Annotated in this window: 14 protein-coding genes and 1 tRNA gene; 6 read left to right on the top strand and 9 right to left on the bottom strand. The window is 68.0% G+C overall.

Features of this window, described 5'->3' with window-relative positions:
- Positions 1-15: 15 nt before the first annotated feature.
- A complete protein-coding gene (gene ybaK, locus M2351_RS13765; protein ID WP_264656608.1) occupies positions 16-498 on the bottom strand; it encodes a Cys-tRNA(Pro) deacylase in 483 nt (160 codons plus the stop codon).
- Between the two features lie 218 nt (positions 499-716).
- Between ybaK and M2351_RS13760 the strand changes: the two genes are divergently transcribed.
- A complete protein-coding gene (locus M2351_RS13760; protein WP_264656607.1) occupies positions 717-1,316 on the top strand; it encodes a helix-turn-helix domain-containing protein in 600 nt (199 codons plus the stop codon).
- An 18-nt stretch (positions 1,317-1,334) separates the two neighbouring features.
- Here the strand turns inward: M2351_RS13760 and folE are convergent, their stop codons facing one another.
- Complete coding sequence (gene folE / locus M2351_RS13755; RefSeq protein ID WP_264656606.1) at positions 1,335-2,036, bottom strand: GTP cyclohydrolase I FolE; 702 nt, start codon at positions 2,034-2,036, stop codon at positions 1,335-1,337.
- Between the two features lie 220 nt (positions 2,037-2,256).
- On the bottom strand, positions 2,257-2,649 hold the full coding sequence (apaG, locus tag M2351_RS13750; protein ID WP_209770115.1) for a Co2+/Mg2+ efflux protein ApaG: 393 nt from the start codon (positions 2,647-2,649) through the stop codon (positions 2,257-2,259).
- Positions 2,650-3,065: 416 nt separating this feature from the next.
- On the opposite strand from apaG, the gene M2351_RS13745 reads away from it, so the two are divergent.
- Both M2351_RS13745 and M2351_RS13740 read left to right on the top strand, forming a co-directional pair.
- The gene (locus M2351_RS13745; protein ID WP_264656605.1) at positions 3,066-3,689 is read left to right on the top strand and encodes a GNAT family N-acetyltransferase; all 624 of its coding nucleotides are present in this window, start codon (positions 3,066-3,068) and stop codon (positions 3,687-3,689) included.
- A gap of 36 nt (positions 3,690-3,725) precedes the next feature.
- A tRNA-Gly gene (locus M2351_RS13740) sits at positions 3,726-3,799 on the top strand.
- 101 nt (positions 3,800-3,900) lie between these two features.
- On the opposite strand, the gene M2351_RS13735 is transcribed toward M2351_RS13740, so the two are convergent.
- Both M2351_RS13735 and M2351_RS13730 read right to left on the bottom strand, forming a co-directional pair.
- Positions 3,901-4,599 (bottom strand): metallophosphoesterase, encoded by a 699-nt coding sequence (locus M2351_RS13735; RefSeq protein WP_264656604.1) that lies wholly within the window; start codon positions 4,597-4,599, stop codon positions 3,901-3,903.
- Positions 4,596-4,838 carry a DUF4170 domain-containing protein gene (locus M2351_RS13730; RefSeq protein WP_264656603.1) on the bottom strand — a complete coding sequence of 81 codons (243 nt, stop codon included), beginning with the start codon at positions 4,836-4,838 and terminating at the stop codon, positions 4,596-4,598. Before M2351_RS13730 ends, M2351_RS13735 begins: the two co-directional genes overlap by 4 nt.
- Positions 4,839-5,086: 248 nt before the next feature.
- Here M2351_RS13730 and M2351_RS13725 point away from each other — a divergent pair, with 248 nt between their 5' ends.
- Positions 5,087-5,734, top strand: a complete 648-nt coding sequence (locus tag M2351_RS13725) for a cytochrome b/b6 domain-containing protein (RefSeq protein WP_264656602.1) — start codon at positions 5,087-5,089, stop codon at positions 5,732-5,734.
- 119 nt (positions 5,735-5,853) lie between these two features.
- Here M2351_RS13725 and M2351_RS13720 read toward each other — a convergent pair whose 3' ends face one another.
- Positions 5,854-6,297, bottom strand: a complete 444-nt coding sequence (locus M2351_RS13720; protein ID WP_264656601.1) for a c-type cytochrome — start codon at positions 6,295-6,297, stop codon at positions 5,854-5,856.
- Positions 6,298-6,575: 278 nt separating this feature from the next.
- On the opposite strand from M2351_RS13720, the gene M2351_RS13715 reads away from it, so the two are divergent.
- Complete coding sequence (locus M2351_RS13715) at positions 6,576-7,781, top strand: aspartate transaminase (protein ID WP_264656600.1); 1,206 nt, start codon at positions 6,576-6,578, stop codon at positions 7,779-7,781.
- Between the two features lie 133 nt (positions 7,782-7,914).
- Here M2351_RS13715 and M2351_RS13710 read toward each other — a convergent pair whose 3' ends face one another.
- The 3 genes from M2351_RS13710 to M2351_RS13700 form a co-directional block, all read right to left on the bottom strand.
- Positions 7,915-8,457: a cysteine hydrolase family protein gene (locus tag M2351_RS13710; RefSeq protein WP_264656599.1), complete on the bottom strand. Its 543-nt coding sequence runs from the start codon at positions 8,455-8,457 to the stop codon at positions 7,915-7,917.
- A gap of 284 nt (positions 8,458-8,741) precedes the next feature.
- Positions 8,742-10,781 (bottom strand): elongation factor G, encoded by a 2,040-nt coding sequence (locus M2351_RS13705; RefSeq protein WP_264656598.1) that lies wholly within the window; start codon positions 10,779-10,781, stop codon positions 8,742-8,744.
- Positions 10,782-10,946: 165 nt separating this feature from the next.
- On the bottom strand, positions 10,947-11,891 hold the full coding sequence (locus tag M2351_RS13700; protein WP_264656597.1) for a ketopantoate reductase family protein: 945 nt from the start codon (positions 11,889-11,891) through the stop codon (positions 10,947-10,949).
- A gap of 326 nt (positions 11,892-12,217) precedes the next feature.
- Here M2351_RS13700 and M2351_RS13695 point away from each other — a divergent pair, with 326 nt between their 5' ends.
- Positions 12,218-12,754: a cache domain-containing protein gene (locus tag M2351_RS13695; RefSeq protein WP_264656596.1), complete on the top strand. Its 537-nt coding sequence runs from the start codon at positions 12,218-12,220 to the stop codon at positions 12,752-12,754.
- The last annotated feature ends 61 nt before the right edge of the window (positions 12,755-12,815 follow it).

The following is a 12,815-nucleotide window of genomic DNA, read 5'->3' as shown; positions in this document are numbered from 1 at the left end:
GGTGGTGAATCCGCATCACCCCACCACGATGCACTTCACCGTGGCCTTGGTCGCGCGCGCCAGGTCGGCCGGGGCCAGCACGATCTGCAAGCCGCGGCGGCCGCCGTTGACGACCATTTCCGGCAGCGACTCGGCGCTGGCGTCGATGAAGGTGGGCAGCGCCTTGCGTTGGCCGAGCGGGCTGATACCGCCCACCATATAGCCGGTGGTGCGCTCCGCCAGCGTCGGGTCGGCGAGGTCGGCCTTCTTCGCCCCGGCCGCGGCGGCCAGGGCCTTCAGGTCCAGCTTGGCCGCGACGGGGATGACCACGCAGGCGAGCGCTTTTGGTTCCAGCTGCACGATCAGCGTCTTGTAGACGATGGCCGGGTCCAGCCCCAGCGCCGCCGCCGCGTGCAGGCCGATGGCGTCGGCTGACGGATCATAGTCGTATTCCAGCAGGCGGTGGGCGATCCCCGCCGCCTTGGCGGCGTTCACCGCCGGTGTGACCTTCGCCGCCATGGCGCGCCTCGTCCTCGTTCGAATCCCAGGAAGCCGCGACATTACCAGAGGGACACGGTCGGGAGGAGGGGGTGGTGCACTCCCTTCGGTGCCGCAATTTTGCCCAAATTGCGCAGGTCGTCATGCCAACGCGCCTTGGACAGATGGGGCGCCTGCCGCGATTCTGGCGGCCAACCAACTGTCACCCACCGATACCCGAACCCCGCAATCGGAGCATCATGGTTCCCCGCACCCTGCTGATCGTCGATGAAGACCCGGCCCTGGAAGGGATGGTGCAGAGCGCCCTGCCGGTGTGCCGGGTGGTCAGCGCGGGCGGGGTGGGGGAGGCGCTGCACGCCGTGCGCGCCCACAAGCCGGCCGTGGTGGCGCTTTCCGTGGCTCTCCCGTCGGACGGGGCGGACGCCGTGCCGTCCGGCGATGCGCCGCGCGACGGTCTGGACGCGCTGTCGCTGATCCTGGGGGAGGCGCCGTCCATCAAGGTGATCGCGCTGACCCCGCGGGACGAGCGGACGCTGGCGGTGCGCGCGGTGGCGCGCGGGGCGCACGAGGTCTGCTGCAAGCCCATCGACGCGCACGAGTTCGCCACGGTGGTGCAGCGCGCCTTCCAGCGCGCCGACCTGGAGATGGAAGGGCGGCGGCTGAACACCGGCGACACGCCACCGACCCTGCGCGTGCTGCGCGACGAGACGGAACGCCGCGCGCTGATCGACGCGCTGGCCCGGTCCGGCGGCAACCTGTCGGCCACCGCCCGTCTGCTGGGGATCAGCCGGCCGACGCTCTACAGCCTGCTGCGCCAGCACGGCATCCGGGCGGAATAGACGCCGTCCCGAGCCCCGTCACTCGGCGTGCGAGGACGGGTTGCCGATCATCTGCAGGAACTCCCGCCGGGTGGACGGATCGGAGCGGAAGGCGCCCAGCATGCGGCTGGTCACCATGGTGACGCCGGTCTTGTGCACGCCGCGCGTGGTCATGCACTGGTGCTGCGCCTCGATCACCACGGCCACGCCCTCGGGCTGCAGGATCTCGTCGATGGTGTTGGCGATCTGCGCCGTCATCTTCTCCTGGATCTGCAGGCGCTTGGCGTAGGCCTCGACCAGGCGGGCGAGCTTGGAGATGCCGACCACGCGGTGGCGCGGCAGGTAGGCGACGTGGGCCTTGCCGATGATCGGCACCATGTGGTGCTCGCAGTACGACTCCAGCCGGATGTCGCGCAGCACGACCATCTCGTCGTAGCCGTCGGTCTCCTCGAAGGTGCGCTTCAGGATGTCCACCGGATCGACGGTGTAGCCCGCGAAGAACTCCTCATACGAGCGCACGACCCGGTCCGGCGTGCCGAGCAGCCCCTCGCGCGCCGGGTCGTCGCCGGCCCAGCGGATCAGCGTGCGGACAGCCTCCTCCGCCTCGGCGCGGGACGGGCGCGCGACGTCCGTGGCCTCGGTCGGCGAAACACCGGTCGGCGATGGCGCGGCCTTGGTGGAGGGGGTGTGGCCGGGGCCGCGGACGACGTTGTCGGCGTGCGGGGTCTTGGAAGCCGTCACGGTATGAACCTTTCGATGCCAAAGTCGCGTGATGCCAATGTCGCGGTGCGTCGGTGTCGTCCTACGACTGTATGACTGAGCCGCAAGGTCGGAAATTTCTACGCAGCCTAGCCGGATCGGATCACCCGGGCGAATCCGAATTTCCCCGCAGGTGGTCGTCGGCGCCCCACTTTCAAGGAGTCGCCGCGCCGTTGCGGCAAGAGGCTGTGGATTGGACCGGTCAGTTCAGCTGGCGGGGCTGGTGCGGGCTGTCCAGGGAAAAGGCCGGCACGGCCACGTCGAAGGTTTCGCCACCCTTGGTTTCCATCTGGTAGCTGCCGACCATGATGCCGGATGGCGTGGGCAGCGGCGTGCCGCTGGTGTATTCGAAGGAGCCGCCGGGCTCCAGCACCGGCTGTTCGCCGACCACGCCGGGGCCGCGCACCTCCTGCACGCGCCCCAGCGCGTCGGTGATGCGCCAATGGCGCGTGCGCAGCTGGACGGTTTCGCGGCCTTCGTTCTCGATGCGCACATGGTAGGCCCAGACGTAACGGCTCTCGGCCGGCATCGACTGCTCGTCCAGGAAAACCGGTTGGACCGTGACGCGGATCGCGCGGGTGACTTTCGTGTACATGGCGGCACTCCCGTCGCAGAGAATAGGGGTGCGGAAAAGCGGCTGTCCAGGGGGCATGGCGCGGCCGGCGGCTCCGACCGTGCCGATGCCCATGCCGCCAACCATGCCGATGCATGCGCGACACACCGGTAAGCCATGCGGGATGGCGGAGCGCCGGGCCGTTTTCGATCACTTGAACCCCCTGTCCGTCAGTGATATATGCGGGCTTCCCTGCAACGGCCAATGAGCTTGGCTCATGTCTCGTCCGCACGACATCAGCATCCGACGACGACGCCTGTCCGCGCTGTGCGCGGGCGCGATCGTCCTTGGGTCGCGCGCGGACGCATCGGGCAACGGCCGGACCTGAACCGGCGGTCTCCCGGCGCGGCGGCGCGATCCGCCTCTGACTTAGCCTTATCGCCGGGAAATCGCAGTCGATGATCATCTCCCTCGAAGAGCCGCGGCACGCCGCCGCGATCGAAGCCCTGCTCGACCGGTCCTTCGGTCCGGACCGCTTCAAGAAGACCGCCTACAAGCTGCGCGACGGGGTGGACCCCATCCCGGAGCTGAGCCTTGTCGCCATCGAGCATGACGAGTTCGGCAACGAAATCCTGGAAGGCACGATTCGCTACTGGCCGGTGACCATCGGCGGCCAAGTCGCCGGAAGTGGAGTGCCGGCGCTGCTGCTCGGCCCGATCGCGGTATCGGAGCGGCTCCAGGGCGGCGGCCTCGGCAGCAAGCTGATCCGGATGAGCCTGAACAAGGCGGCCGCGCTCGGCCACCGCGCGGTGATCCTGGTCGGCGACGCGCCGTACTACGCCCGCTTCGGCTTCACGCGGGACCTGACGCTCGGCATGGCCCTTCCGGGCCCGGTCGACCTCGACCGCTTCCTCGGCCTCGAACTGGCTCCCGGCGCCCTGGCCGGTGCCGCCGGCATGGTCGGCAGCGCGGAGGTCGGCATGCCCAGCGTCATCCCTAACGGGGTCGCTCCCCTAGCGATGGCCTTCTCTGCCAGCCGCGATATTTCAGAATCCCGCCTGTGGCGTGCTCGGACCGCTTGAAAGCGGCGTGAGCGTCGCCTATAAACAGGTGGCGGCGCGGGTGTAGCTCAATGGTAGAGCAGAAGCTTCCCAAGCTTACGACGAGGGTTCGATTCCCTTCACCCGCTCCAGTCTTTTCAGGCGCTTAGCGCTTTCAAAATCATCTCGCACATGAGCGTTGGGCCCCGGGCCACGGTTCCTCCTGGAAGGTGCCGGTGGGCGGGCGACGCTGTTACAGGGCGAGGTCCTGGTCCCTTTTCTTCCGCTGCCGCGAGGCGATGATCTCCGGTAGGGTGACCGGGCGGAATTTCCAGACATCGACGCCGACGTCGAACTGGCGGGGCATCCCCTTCAGCTGGCCGTGGCTGTGGCCGTGCAGGTTCAGGGCGCCCTTGTACATCGCGTTCCAGGTGCGGAAGGCGTAGTGGCACATCACCAGCCGAGTCTCGTGGAGGACCATCTCGGTGTAGGCCTGCACGCTGGCCCAGCCGGGCAGGCGCAGGGTAGCGGGACCGTCGTTGTTGCCGGTGATCAGGTGCTTGGTGCCGTTCAGGCGGTCCAGCAGGGACGCCATCGACTCGGGCCCCATGCGCAGGGCGAAGTCGCCGAGGTGCCAGATCTCGTCGTCGGGACCAACCGTGGCGTTCCAGTTCGCCACCATGGCCTCGTCCATCTCCGCCACCGACGCGAAGGGGCGGCGGAACCGGCTGAGGGCGCCGGCATGGCCGAAATGCGTGTCGCTGGTGAAGAAAACCGCCATCGTTCGGCTCAACGCGCCGGAGGCGCGCGAGTTCCAGTCGCCGGAGGCGCGCGAGTTCCAGTCGCCGGAGGCGCGCGAGTTCCAGTCGCCGGAGGCGCGCGAGTTCCAGTCGCCGGAGGCGTGGTGTTCCGGCGACTGGTCGCGTCGAAAATCAGTCGTGCCAGCGATCAATCATGCTTGTGGCCGTCGGCCGACGGATCCATCAGCCGGTGCAGGTGCACGATGAAATAGCGGGTGTGGGCGTCGTCGATGGTGGCGCCGGTGGCGCCGCGCCACGCCTTGTAGGCCTCGTCGTAATTCGGGAAGATGCCGACGATGTGGACCTTCGTGGGGTCGACGAACTGGTCGGAGTCGGGGCGGACGAGTTCACCGCCGAACACGAGGTGGAGGAGCTGCTGCTTGTCGGGCATGACGCTGCGATCCTTTTGGGCTGGATTTTCGCTACGTCATATCCGCCCCACGCCCTGTCCTTCAAGTGCAATGACAGAGCTGTGACGCCTTGCCCCCGCTGCATCGCCGCTTTTCGTCCGAAATGCAGGCCAAACGCCTTCAAATCGGGCATAAACAAGGCAAGAACACGACAAGCGAGGGCTGATTCATGGCTGGTGGTAATACCACAAATCGAGGTGGCTCCGCGCGCGAGGTGACCGTCTGGGACTTGCCGACCCGCTTGTTTCATTGGGGACTGGTCCTTCTGGTGGCGGTTGCGATCGCTTCGGCGAAGCTCGACCGTATGGCGATCCACATGCTGGCGGGGGAGACGATCCTGGCGCTCCTGCTGTTCCGGCTGGTCTGGGGGGTGGTCGGCAGCCAGACGGCGCGGTTCAGCGATTTCGTGAAGGGACCGCGCGCGGTGCTGGACTACGCCGTTGGGCTGGTTCGCACGGGCAGGCCCGGCCCGGTGCCCCATCCCGTTCTGGGCCACAACCCCATGGGCGGGCTGATGGTGCTGCTGCTCCTGGCCGCGCTGACGACCCAGGCGGTCAGCGGGCTCTTCACCTCCGACGACATCCTTGTGGACGGGCCCCTGGTGCCGATCGCGGCGTCGGCCACGGTGAAGGCCTACAGCACGGTGCACCGGCTGCTGTCCGACGGGATCCTGATCCTCATCGGCGTGCATGTGCTGGCCGTCCTGGCCTACCTGCTGGTGAAAAAGGAGAACCTGGTCCGGCCGATGGTCACCGGGCGCAAGGCGATCCCGGCGGGTGTGGCGGTCGAATCGCCCAGGCGCACCCCGGCGGCCCTGGCTCTGGCCGTGCTCGCCGCGGCGGCGGGGGTGGTGGCGGCGGTCGTCCAGGCGGGGTGAGCCGGTCCTTCGGAGAGAGGGACACCACCAAGGCACCAAGGCACCAAGAAGCCGCGGCGAGCAGGGTGCGGGATTCTTGGTGTCTTGGTGGTGAACATCAGACGGCCGGGGGGTGGCCGTCAGTCAGCGCGGTACCGCTCGTGGCAGGCCTTGCAGGCGCCGCCGAGCGCTGCGAACTGCTTGGCAGTGGCGGCCTTGTCGCCGGTCGCGGCGGTCGTTTCCAGGGCCTTGGCGGCGGTCTCGAAGTTCTTGGCCTTTTCCGAGAAGTCGCCGAAGTTGGCCCAGATCTCGCCCTTGGCCTTGGTGTCGCCCTTGTCGCTGCCGGCCGGGAACAGGGTCGGAAGCTGGCCGGCGAAGGCGCCGACGCGCTGGGCCACGGCGCCGACCGGGGCCACCGTGCCGCCTTCCAGCAGGCCCTTGATCTCGGCCATCGCCTTCTTGGTGGATTCGAAGCCGTCCTTGCGGGTCTTGATCGAGTCCTGGGCCATCGCTGGGGCCATCGCCGAACCGCCGGCGAGCAGCAGGGCGACCGCGGCGGCGGCCAGGGAAATGCGGGTGAACATGCGGGTCTCCGGGTGCGGGAACGTTGAGGTTTTTGCTCCGCCATACTCATTGGGTTGATCGCGCTGTCAAGGGACGACCTTTCGTTGCCCCCGGCCCAATGCCCGTCCGGTGTGGCTCCGGCGCTTCGCCTGCGGCGTCCGTTTCAGGAAAGCGTGCGAACGATCCAGGGAGCGGCTTGCAAGCCGGTTGAGGGGGAAGTAAGGTCCCGCGTCGCGTTAAAAACGGCCCATTTCCGCCAACTTCGTCCGCCAACTTCGTTCCAGGGGGTCATCCCGCCATGTCGATCATCGCGTCCCGTCTGTCGCGCATCAAGCCGTCGCCGACCATCGCCGTGACCAACAAAGCCCGCGAGCTGAAAGCGGCCGGTCGCGACGTCATCGGCCTTGGCGCCGGCGAGCCGGACTTCGATACCCCCGACAACATCAAGGCCGCCGCCATCAAGGCGATTGAGACCGGCGACACCAAGTACACCGCCGTGGACGGCACGCCCGCGCTGAAGAAGGCCATTTGCGCCAAGTTCGAGCGCGAGAACGGCCTGAAGTACACGGCCGACCAGATCTCCGTCGGCGTCGGCGGCAAGCAGGTGCTGTACAACGCCCTGATGGCCTCGCTGAACCCCGGCGACGAGGTGATCATCCCGGCCCCCTACTGGGTGTCCTACCCGGACATGGTGGAGCTGGCCGAGGGCACGCCGGTGTTCGTCTCCTGCCCGGCCGAGCAGGGCTTCAAGCTGCAGGCGGCCGACCTGGAGAAGGCGATCACGCCGAAGACCAAGTGGCTGATCCTGAACTCCCCGTCGAACCCGTCGGGCGCCGCCTACACCCGCGAGGAGATGAAGGCCCTGACCGACGTGCTGGTGAAGCACCCGCATGTCTGGATCATGACCGACGACATGTACGAGCACCTGCTGTACGACGGCCTGGAGTTCGTCACCCCGGCGCAGGTGGAGCCGAAGCTGTATGACCGTACCCTGACGGTCAACGGCGTGTCGAAGTCCTATTCGATGACCGGCTGGCGCATCGGCTACGCCGGCGGCCCGAAGGATCTGATCAAGGCGATGGGCGTGATCCAGAGCCAGTCGACCTCCAACCCGACCTCGATCTCGCAGGCCGCCGCCGTCGAGGCGCTGAACGGCCCGCAGGACTTCATCAAGGAACGCGCCGAGGTGTTCCGGCAGCGCCGCGACCTCGTCGTTTCGATGCTGAACCAGGCCACCGGCATCAAGTGCCCGAAGCCGGAAGGCGCCTTCTACGTCTACCCGTCCTGCGCCGGCACCATCGGCAAGAAGACCCCGGACGGCAAGGTGATCGGGACCGACGAGGACTTCGTCACCTACCTGCTGGAGTCCGAAGGCGTCGCGGTCGTCCAGGGTTCGGCCTTCGGCCTCGCCCCGCACTTCCGCATCTCCTACGCCACCAGCACGGAAGCGCTGGAGGAAGCCTGCCGCCGCATCCAGCGGGCCTGCGCCAACCTGCGCGACTGATCGGACCAACGTCCTGATGTGCGAAGGGCCGGAGGCATCGCCTCCGGCCCTTTTCGTTTCAGGGGTGCGTCGGTCGGGCGTCGGTCGGCGGTTGCGTGGGCTTATGGCCGACGGCACTCCGATTGGAACGGGCTCAATCGAAGCTGATCCGGTCCGACGCCACGATCTCGGCGAACGGGCCGCCGAGCGTTGCGTTGTGGTGGGCGATGATGGAAGCGGCCGGCAGGGCTGGGCTGTCCATGGTCGTGTGGGCGTCGGCGGCCAGCACGACACGGAATCCGAGGTCCGCCGCCGCCCGGCACGAGGTGTCGATGCAGTACTCCGTCTTCATTCCGGCGAGGATCAGACGGCCCACGCGCGCGTCACGAAGGTGCTGCTCCAAGGGCGTGCCGAAGAAGATGCTCGGGCGCGTCTTTTGGATCAAAAGCTCTCCGTCACCAGGGGCGATCCCGTCCACCAATTCCCATCCTTTGGAGCCCGTCTCGCATGGGGTGCCGGCTGGCGAGCAATGCTGGATGAAGACGACCAGCGTCTTCCCTGCGCGCGCCCTGGCGATCAGCGCTTTGACCCGCTCCAGGATCGCATCCCCCTCGTGCGGCTTGGCGGGGCCGCTGTAAAGGGCGCGCTGCATGTCGATGACGACCAGCGCCGATGCGCTGTGTTGGATTATGTCCACCGTGTGTCTCCGTTCCTATGAGCCCGGAAGGACGAAGACCATCGGCGTCCCGTCCCGAGGGGCGGGGGCCGGCACTGCTTGAGCTATGGGAGCAAGCAGCCACGGCACGACCCGCCGATGGCGGTCGTGGTGGTGTTTGCGGTCAGGATCAAAGCGGGTGCCATGCGGTGACAGTGGTGCAAAGCTTCCGCGACGTCAACCTGTTGTCGAGCCGCGTGCCGCTGTTGCGCCGCGTGGGAAGGCTGGGCGAAGGCCCAACCCTTCCCGCACGGCGGCCGCAGTTGTCACGACGCCGCCAGCGCCTCCTTCCGGATCTCCACCGCCTTGTCGGCGGCCTTGCCGGTCAGCTCCTGCAATCGCTCGAAGCTCCATGTGAAGGTGCCGACGCCGAGCGAGAGGGAGCGCAGCTCCACGATCAGGTCGTGGATCTCCGCCTGGGGCAGGTAGGCCTTCACCTCGTCCCAGCCCTGCCAGCCGGGCCGCGCGTCATAGCCCAGGATCTGGCCGCGCCGGCCGCTGATCAGCCGCTGCACCTTCGACGTGAAGTCGCTGGGCACGGCGATGGAGACGGTGAGGATGGGCTCCAGCAGCACCGGCTCGCAGCTGGGCAGGGCCTCCGTCATCGCTTGGCGGGCCACCGTCTTGAAGGCCATTTCGGAGCTGTCGACCGCGTGGAACTGGCCGCCGGTCAGCCGCACCGCGAAATCCACCACCGGGAAGCCCAGCGGGCCGCGGACGGAATAATCGCGCACGCCGGCCTCCACCGCCGGGATGAACTGGCGCGGCACGACGCCGCCGACGATCGCGTCCTCGAACTGGAAGCCGGACCCGCGGGGCAGCGGCTTGACCTCCACATGGATGTCGGCGAACTGGCCATGGCCGCCCGTCTGCCGCTTGTAGCGGGCGTGGTGGCTGGCCCCCTTGCGGATCGTCTCCCGGTAGGGCACCTGCGGCGGTACGCCCTTGACCGAGACGTTGAACTTGTTGCGCAGCCGGTCCATGGCGATCTGCAGGTGGATGTCGCCCTGGCCCCACAGCACCAACTCGCCCGTGTCGGTGGACTGCTCCAGCCGCAGGGCGGGGTCCTCCTCCACCAGCTTCTGGATGGCGGCGGTCAGCTTCACTTCGTCGTTGCGGTTCTGGGCGTGCAGGGCCAGCCCGAAGACGGGCGGCGGCACCTCCGGCCACAGGTCCGGCTTGCCCTGGTTGCCCTTGTCGGTCAGCAGGTCGCCGGTCGCCGCCTTCTCCAGCCGGCCCAGCGCGACCACGTCGCCCACCCCGGCGGCGGACAGTTTGTCGTGGGCGTGGCCGTTCACGCGGAAGACGCCGGACACGCGCTCCCCGCCCAGCGTCATGCCGTCGGTGACGGTGCCGCGCCAGACGCGCACGACGCTGAGCTTGCCGGCGTGCGAGCCGTTCAGCGTCTTGAGAACTTGCGCGGCCACCCCGGCGTTGGCCGGCACGCCGCGCCGGTCGGCGGTCACGGCGACCTCCGGCCCCTCGTGGCGCAGCGCCTTCAGCAGGCGGCGGATGCCGTTGTCGTTCTCGGCGGAGCCGAAGAAGACCGGGACGATCAGGTCGTCAGCCAACTCCTTGGCGAGGCGGTCGTAGACCTCCTGCGTCTCGGGCGCCACGTCCTCCAGCAGCTTTTCCAGCAGCGCGTCGTCGTAGTCGGCGACGGCCTCCAGCATCTCCTGCCGGGCCTCGTGCTCGCGGTCCTTCAGGCTGTCGGGGATTTGGACGAGGTCGGAGGGCTTGTGCGGGTTGAAGTGCCAGGCGCGCTCGCTGACCAGATCGACGAAACCGGTGATCTTGTCGCCCTCGCGGATCGGCACCTCGCGCAGCACCAGCTTGCGCCCCGACACCGCCTGGTAGGCCTGCACCACGTCGCGCACGCGCAGGTCGCCCAGTGCGTCGACCTTGTTGATGAACAGCAGGTGCGGGATTTCGTTCTCGTCCAGGAACTTGAACAGCGGAGCGAGGAGGACGGCCTTTTCCGGGGCGGCTTCCGCCACGATCACGGCGATGTCGGCGGCCATCAGTGCGTTCTGCGTCTCGCAGACCAGCTCAACGGAGCCCGGACAGTCGAGGATGTTCCAGCGCTCGCCCAGATACTCGAAGGACGCGACGTTGACCTCGACGCTCATCTGCCGGGCCTTCGCCTCGGCGCAGCTGTCGCCGACCGTGTTGCCGTCCCGCACGCTGCCTTTGCGCGTGGTGGCGCCGGCCGCGAACAGCAGGCTTTCCAGAAGCGATGTCTTGCCGCTGAGGTACGGTCCGACCAGCGCGGCGCAGCGGGCCGTCTGGATCTGTGTATGGGGCATGCACACCTCCCGTAACGGTATTCCGTATGGCGTGTTTGCTTAAAGCCTTGCCGGCAAACCCTTTTCCCGATGCCCTTTCCGTCAAGATGGTCCACCCGGAGCCAGGACCTGTCGATGGAAAAAAGGGGCGGCATGTCGTCACGCCGCCCCCCGTCGCTGATCCTCTCAGGGCGGTCCGTCGGCGTAGGGCGCCAAGGCCGCCGCAATCACCCTGTGGACGGGCGTGGGCACTCCCACCTCGGCCGCCAGCCGGACCACCGCGCCGGACAGCCAGGGCAACTCCAGCCGCCCCCCGCGCTCCAGGTCGTTGAGCATGGAGGACTTCATCTCCGGCACCAGACCGGCGAGCAGCGCTTCGATCCGCACCACGATGTCGGTTCCCAGGTCCACGTCGTGGGCGCGGGCCAGCCGGGCGACCTCCGCCACCGCGTCGAGAAACAGCGCCCGAGTCTCCGGGACGCGGCGGATCACCCCGGCCGGCTGGCGGGTCAGGGCGGTGACGCCGCTGAAGGGCGCCAGGAAGGCGAATTTTTCCCAGACAGTCCGCAGGATGGAGTCCGAGAGCTTGGCCTCGAAGCCGGCGCGCGCCGCGATCTCGTGGAAGGCGGCGAGGCGGGGGGTGACGCGGCCGTTCAACTCCCCATAGGTGATGCGGGCGAGCGCGCCGGTGTGGCGGATGACGCCCGGTTCCGCGATGGTCGCGGAGATGTGGGCCACGCCGCCGCCGACATGCTCCTCGCCCAGCACGCGGCACAGGGTGTCGATGCCGGTGACGCCGTTCTGCAACGAGATGACCAGGGTGCCCGGCTTCAGCAGGGGGCGGCAGGCTTCCGCCGCGGATTCGGTGTCCCACAGCTTGACCGCGAACAGGACGACGTCCACGGGGCCGATCTCCGCCGGGTCGTCGGCGGCCCGGACGGCGGTGAGGTGCAGGGGGCTGGCGTGGCTGTCGATGCGGAGACCGTTGGTGCGGATGGCTTGCAGGTGGCGGCCGCGGGCGACGAAATGAACCTCCACGCCGCTGCCCGTTTCTCCCGCCGCTTCCAACGCCGCCATGCGGGCACCGAAATAACCGCCGACCGCGCCCGCACCCATGACTGCGATGCGCATGCGTTCTTTTCCTCCCAAGTGCGGTCCGGGCCGGCCGGCTCCGTTTCCATGGGCTGGCCTTTTTCGTCCCGAGACGTCGGGAGACAGTGTGGCGCGGTCCAGCCGTTGCGGCAATAGGCCGCATAATATTCGTACGCTTACGCGCCAACTCTTTCGGGCAGTCCTATGTGTTTCTGACCGCTCAACTTTTATCGGTCGGTCCGGCCGACATCTTCATTGCGATGTGGGAACGGTTCGGATCCGGGACAAAATGCGGCAGTCGGGGTCGCACACCGCAACGGTTATAAACGGGCACGGGGCACGACCGCTTTTTCGGGGACTATTCCATGCGCACGCTCATCCGCGTCCTGATCGCCGGCCTGCTCGTCGCAGGCGGGATCGCCACGGCGGTCGGGATGCTGCCGTCCTCCGGCCTTGCCCAGGAGGCGAAGCCGACAATGGACCAGGAGGCGAAGCCGACAACGGACCAGGAGGCGAAGCCGACGCGGGAAGACGCCAAGGCGACCGCGCTGAAGGCCGCGGCGCTGATCGCCGCCCAGGGGCTGAACGAGGCCGCCAAGGCCTTCAACGCGGACGGCGAGTTCAAGCAGGGCGAGATCTACGTCAACGTCATCGATTTCGACGGCGTGTGGAAGGTCTACCCGCCGCGGCCGATCCGCGTCGGGCTGAATGTCAGCGGCGTGGTGGATCCGGACGGCAAGCCTATCGTGCAGGAGATCCTGGCCATCGCGCGGCGGGACGGCGAGGGCTGGGTCGAATACCGCTGGCTCAACCCCGCCACCAACCGGATCGAGTCAAAAGTCACCTTCGTGAAGCGCGTGCCGGACCAGGACCTCGTCGCCTATGTCGGCGTCTACCAATAGGGCGTTCGCCGGGCTTGCTCACCGGCTTTCACCTCCGGCCTTGATCTCTGGAATACGGGCC

Origin of the sequence: Azospirillum canadense, from assembly GCF_025961225.1 — a bacterium.
In the GTDB taxonomy this organism is placed as follows: Bacteria; Pseudomonadota; Alphaproteobacteria; order Azospirillales; family Azospirillaceae; genus Azospirillum; species Azospirillum canadense.
This window is presented reverse-complemented; position numbering and strand designations above follow the sequence as displayed.

Coding starts and splice junctions, on each gene's coding strand:
- M2351_RS13695 (WP_264656596.1), top strand. CDS start 12,218: ATGCGCACGCTCATCCGCGTCCTGATCGCCGGCCTGCTCGTCGCAGGC.
- apaG (WP_209770115.1), bottom strand. CDS start 2,649: ATGTACACGAAAGTCACCCGCGCGATCCGCGTCACGGTCCAACCGGTT.
- M2351_RS13760 (WP_264656607.1), top strand. CDS start 717: ATGGTTCCCCGCACCCTGCTGATCGTCGATGAAGACCCGGCCCTGGAA.
- M2351_RS13730 (WP_264656603.1), bottom strand. CDS start 4,838: ATGCCCGACAAGCAGCAGCTCCTCCACCTCGTGTTCGGCGGTGAACTC.
- M2351_RS13720 (WP_264656601.1), bottom strand. CDS start 6,297: ATGTTCACCCGCATTTCCCTGGCCGCCGCCGCGGTCGCCCTGCTGCTC.
- M2351_RS13745 (WP_264656605.1), top strand. CDS start 3,066: ATGATCATCTCCCTCGAAGAGCCGCGGCACGCCGCCGCGATCGAAGCC.
- ybaK (WP_264656608.1), bottom strand. CDS start 498: ATGGCGGCGAAGGTCACACCGGCGGTGAACGCCGCCAAGGCGGCGGGG.
- M2351_RS13705 (WP_264656598.1), bottom strand. CDS start 10,781: ATGCCCCATACACAGATCCAGACGGCCCGCTGCGCCGCGCTGGTCGGA.
- M2351_RS13700 (WP_264656597.1), bottom strand. CDS start 11,891: ATGCGCATCGCAGTCATGGGTGCGGGCGCGGTCGGCGGTTATTTCGGT.
- M2351_RS13715 (WP_264656600.1), top strand. CDS start 6,576: ATGTCGATCATCGCGTCCCGTCTGTCGCGCATCAAGCCGTCGCCGACC.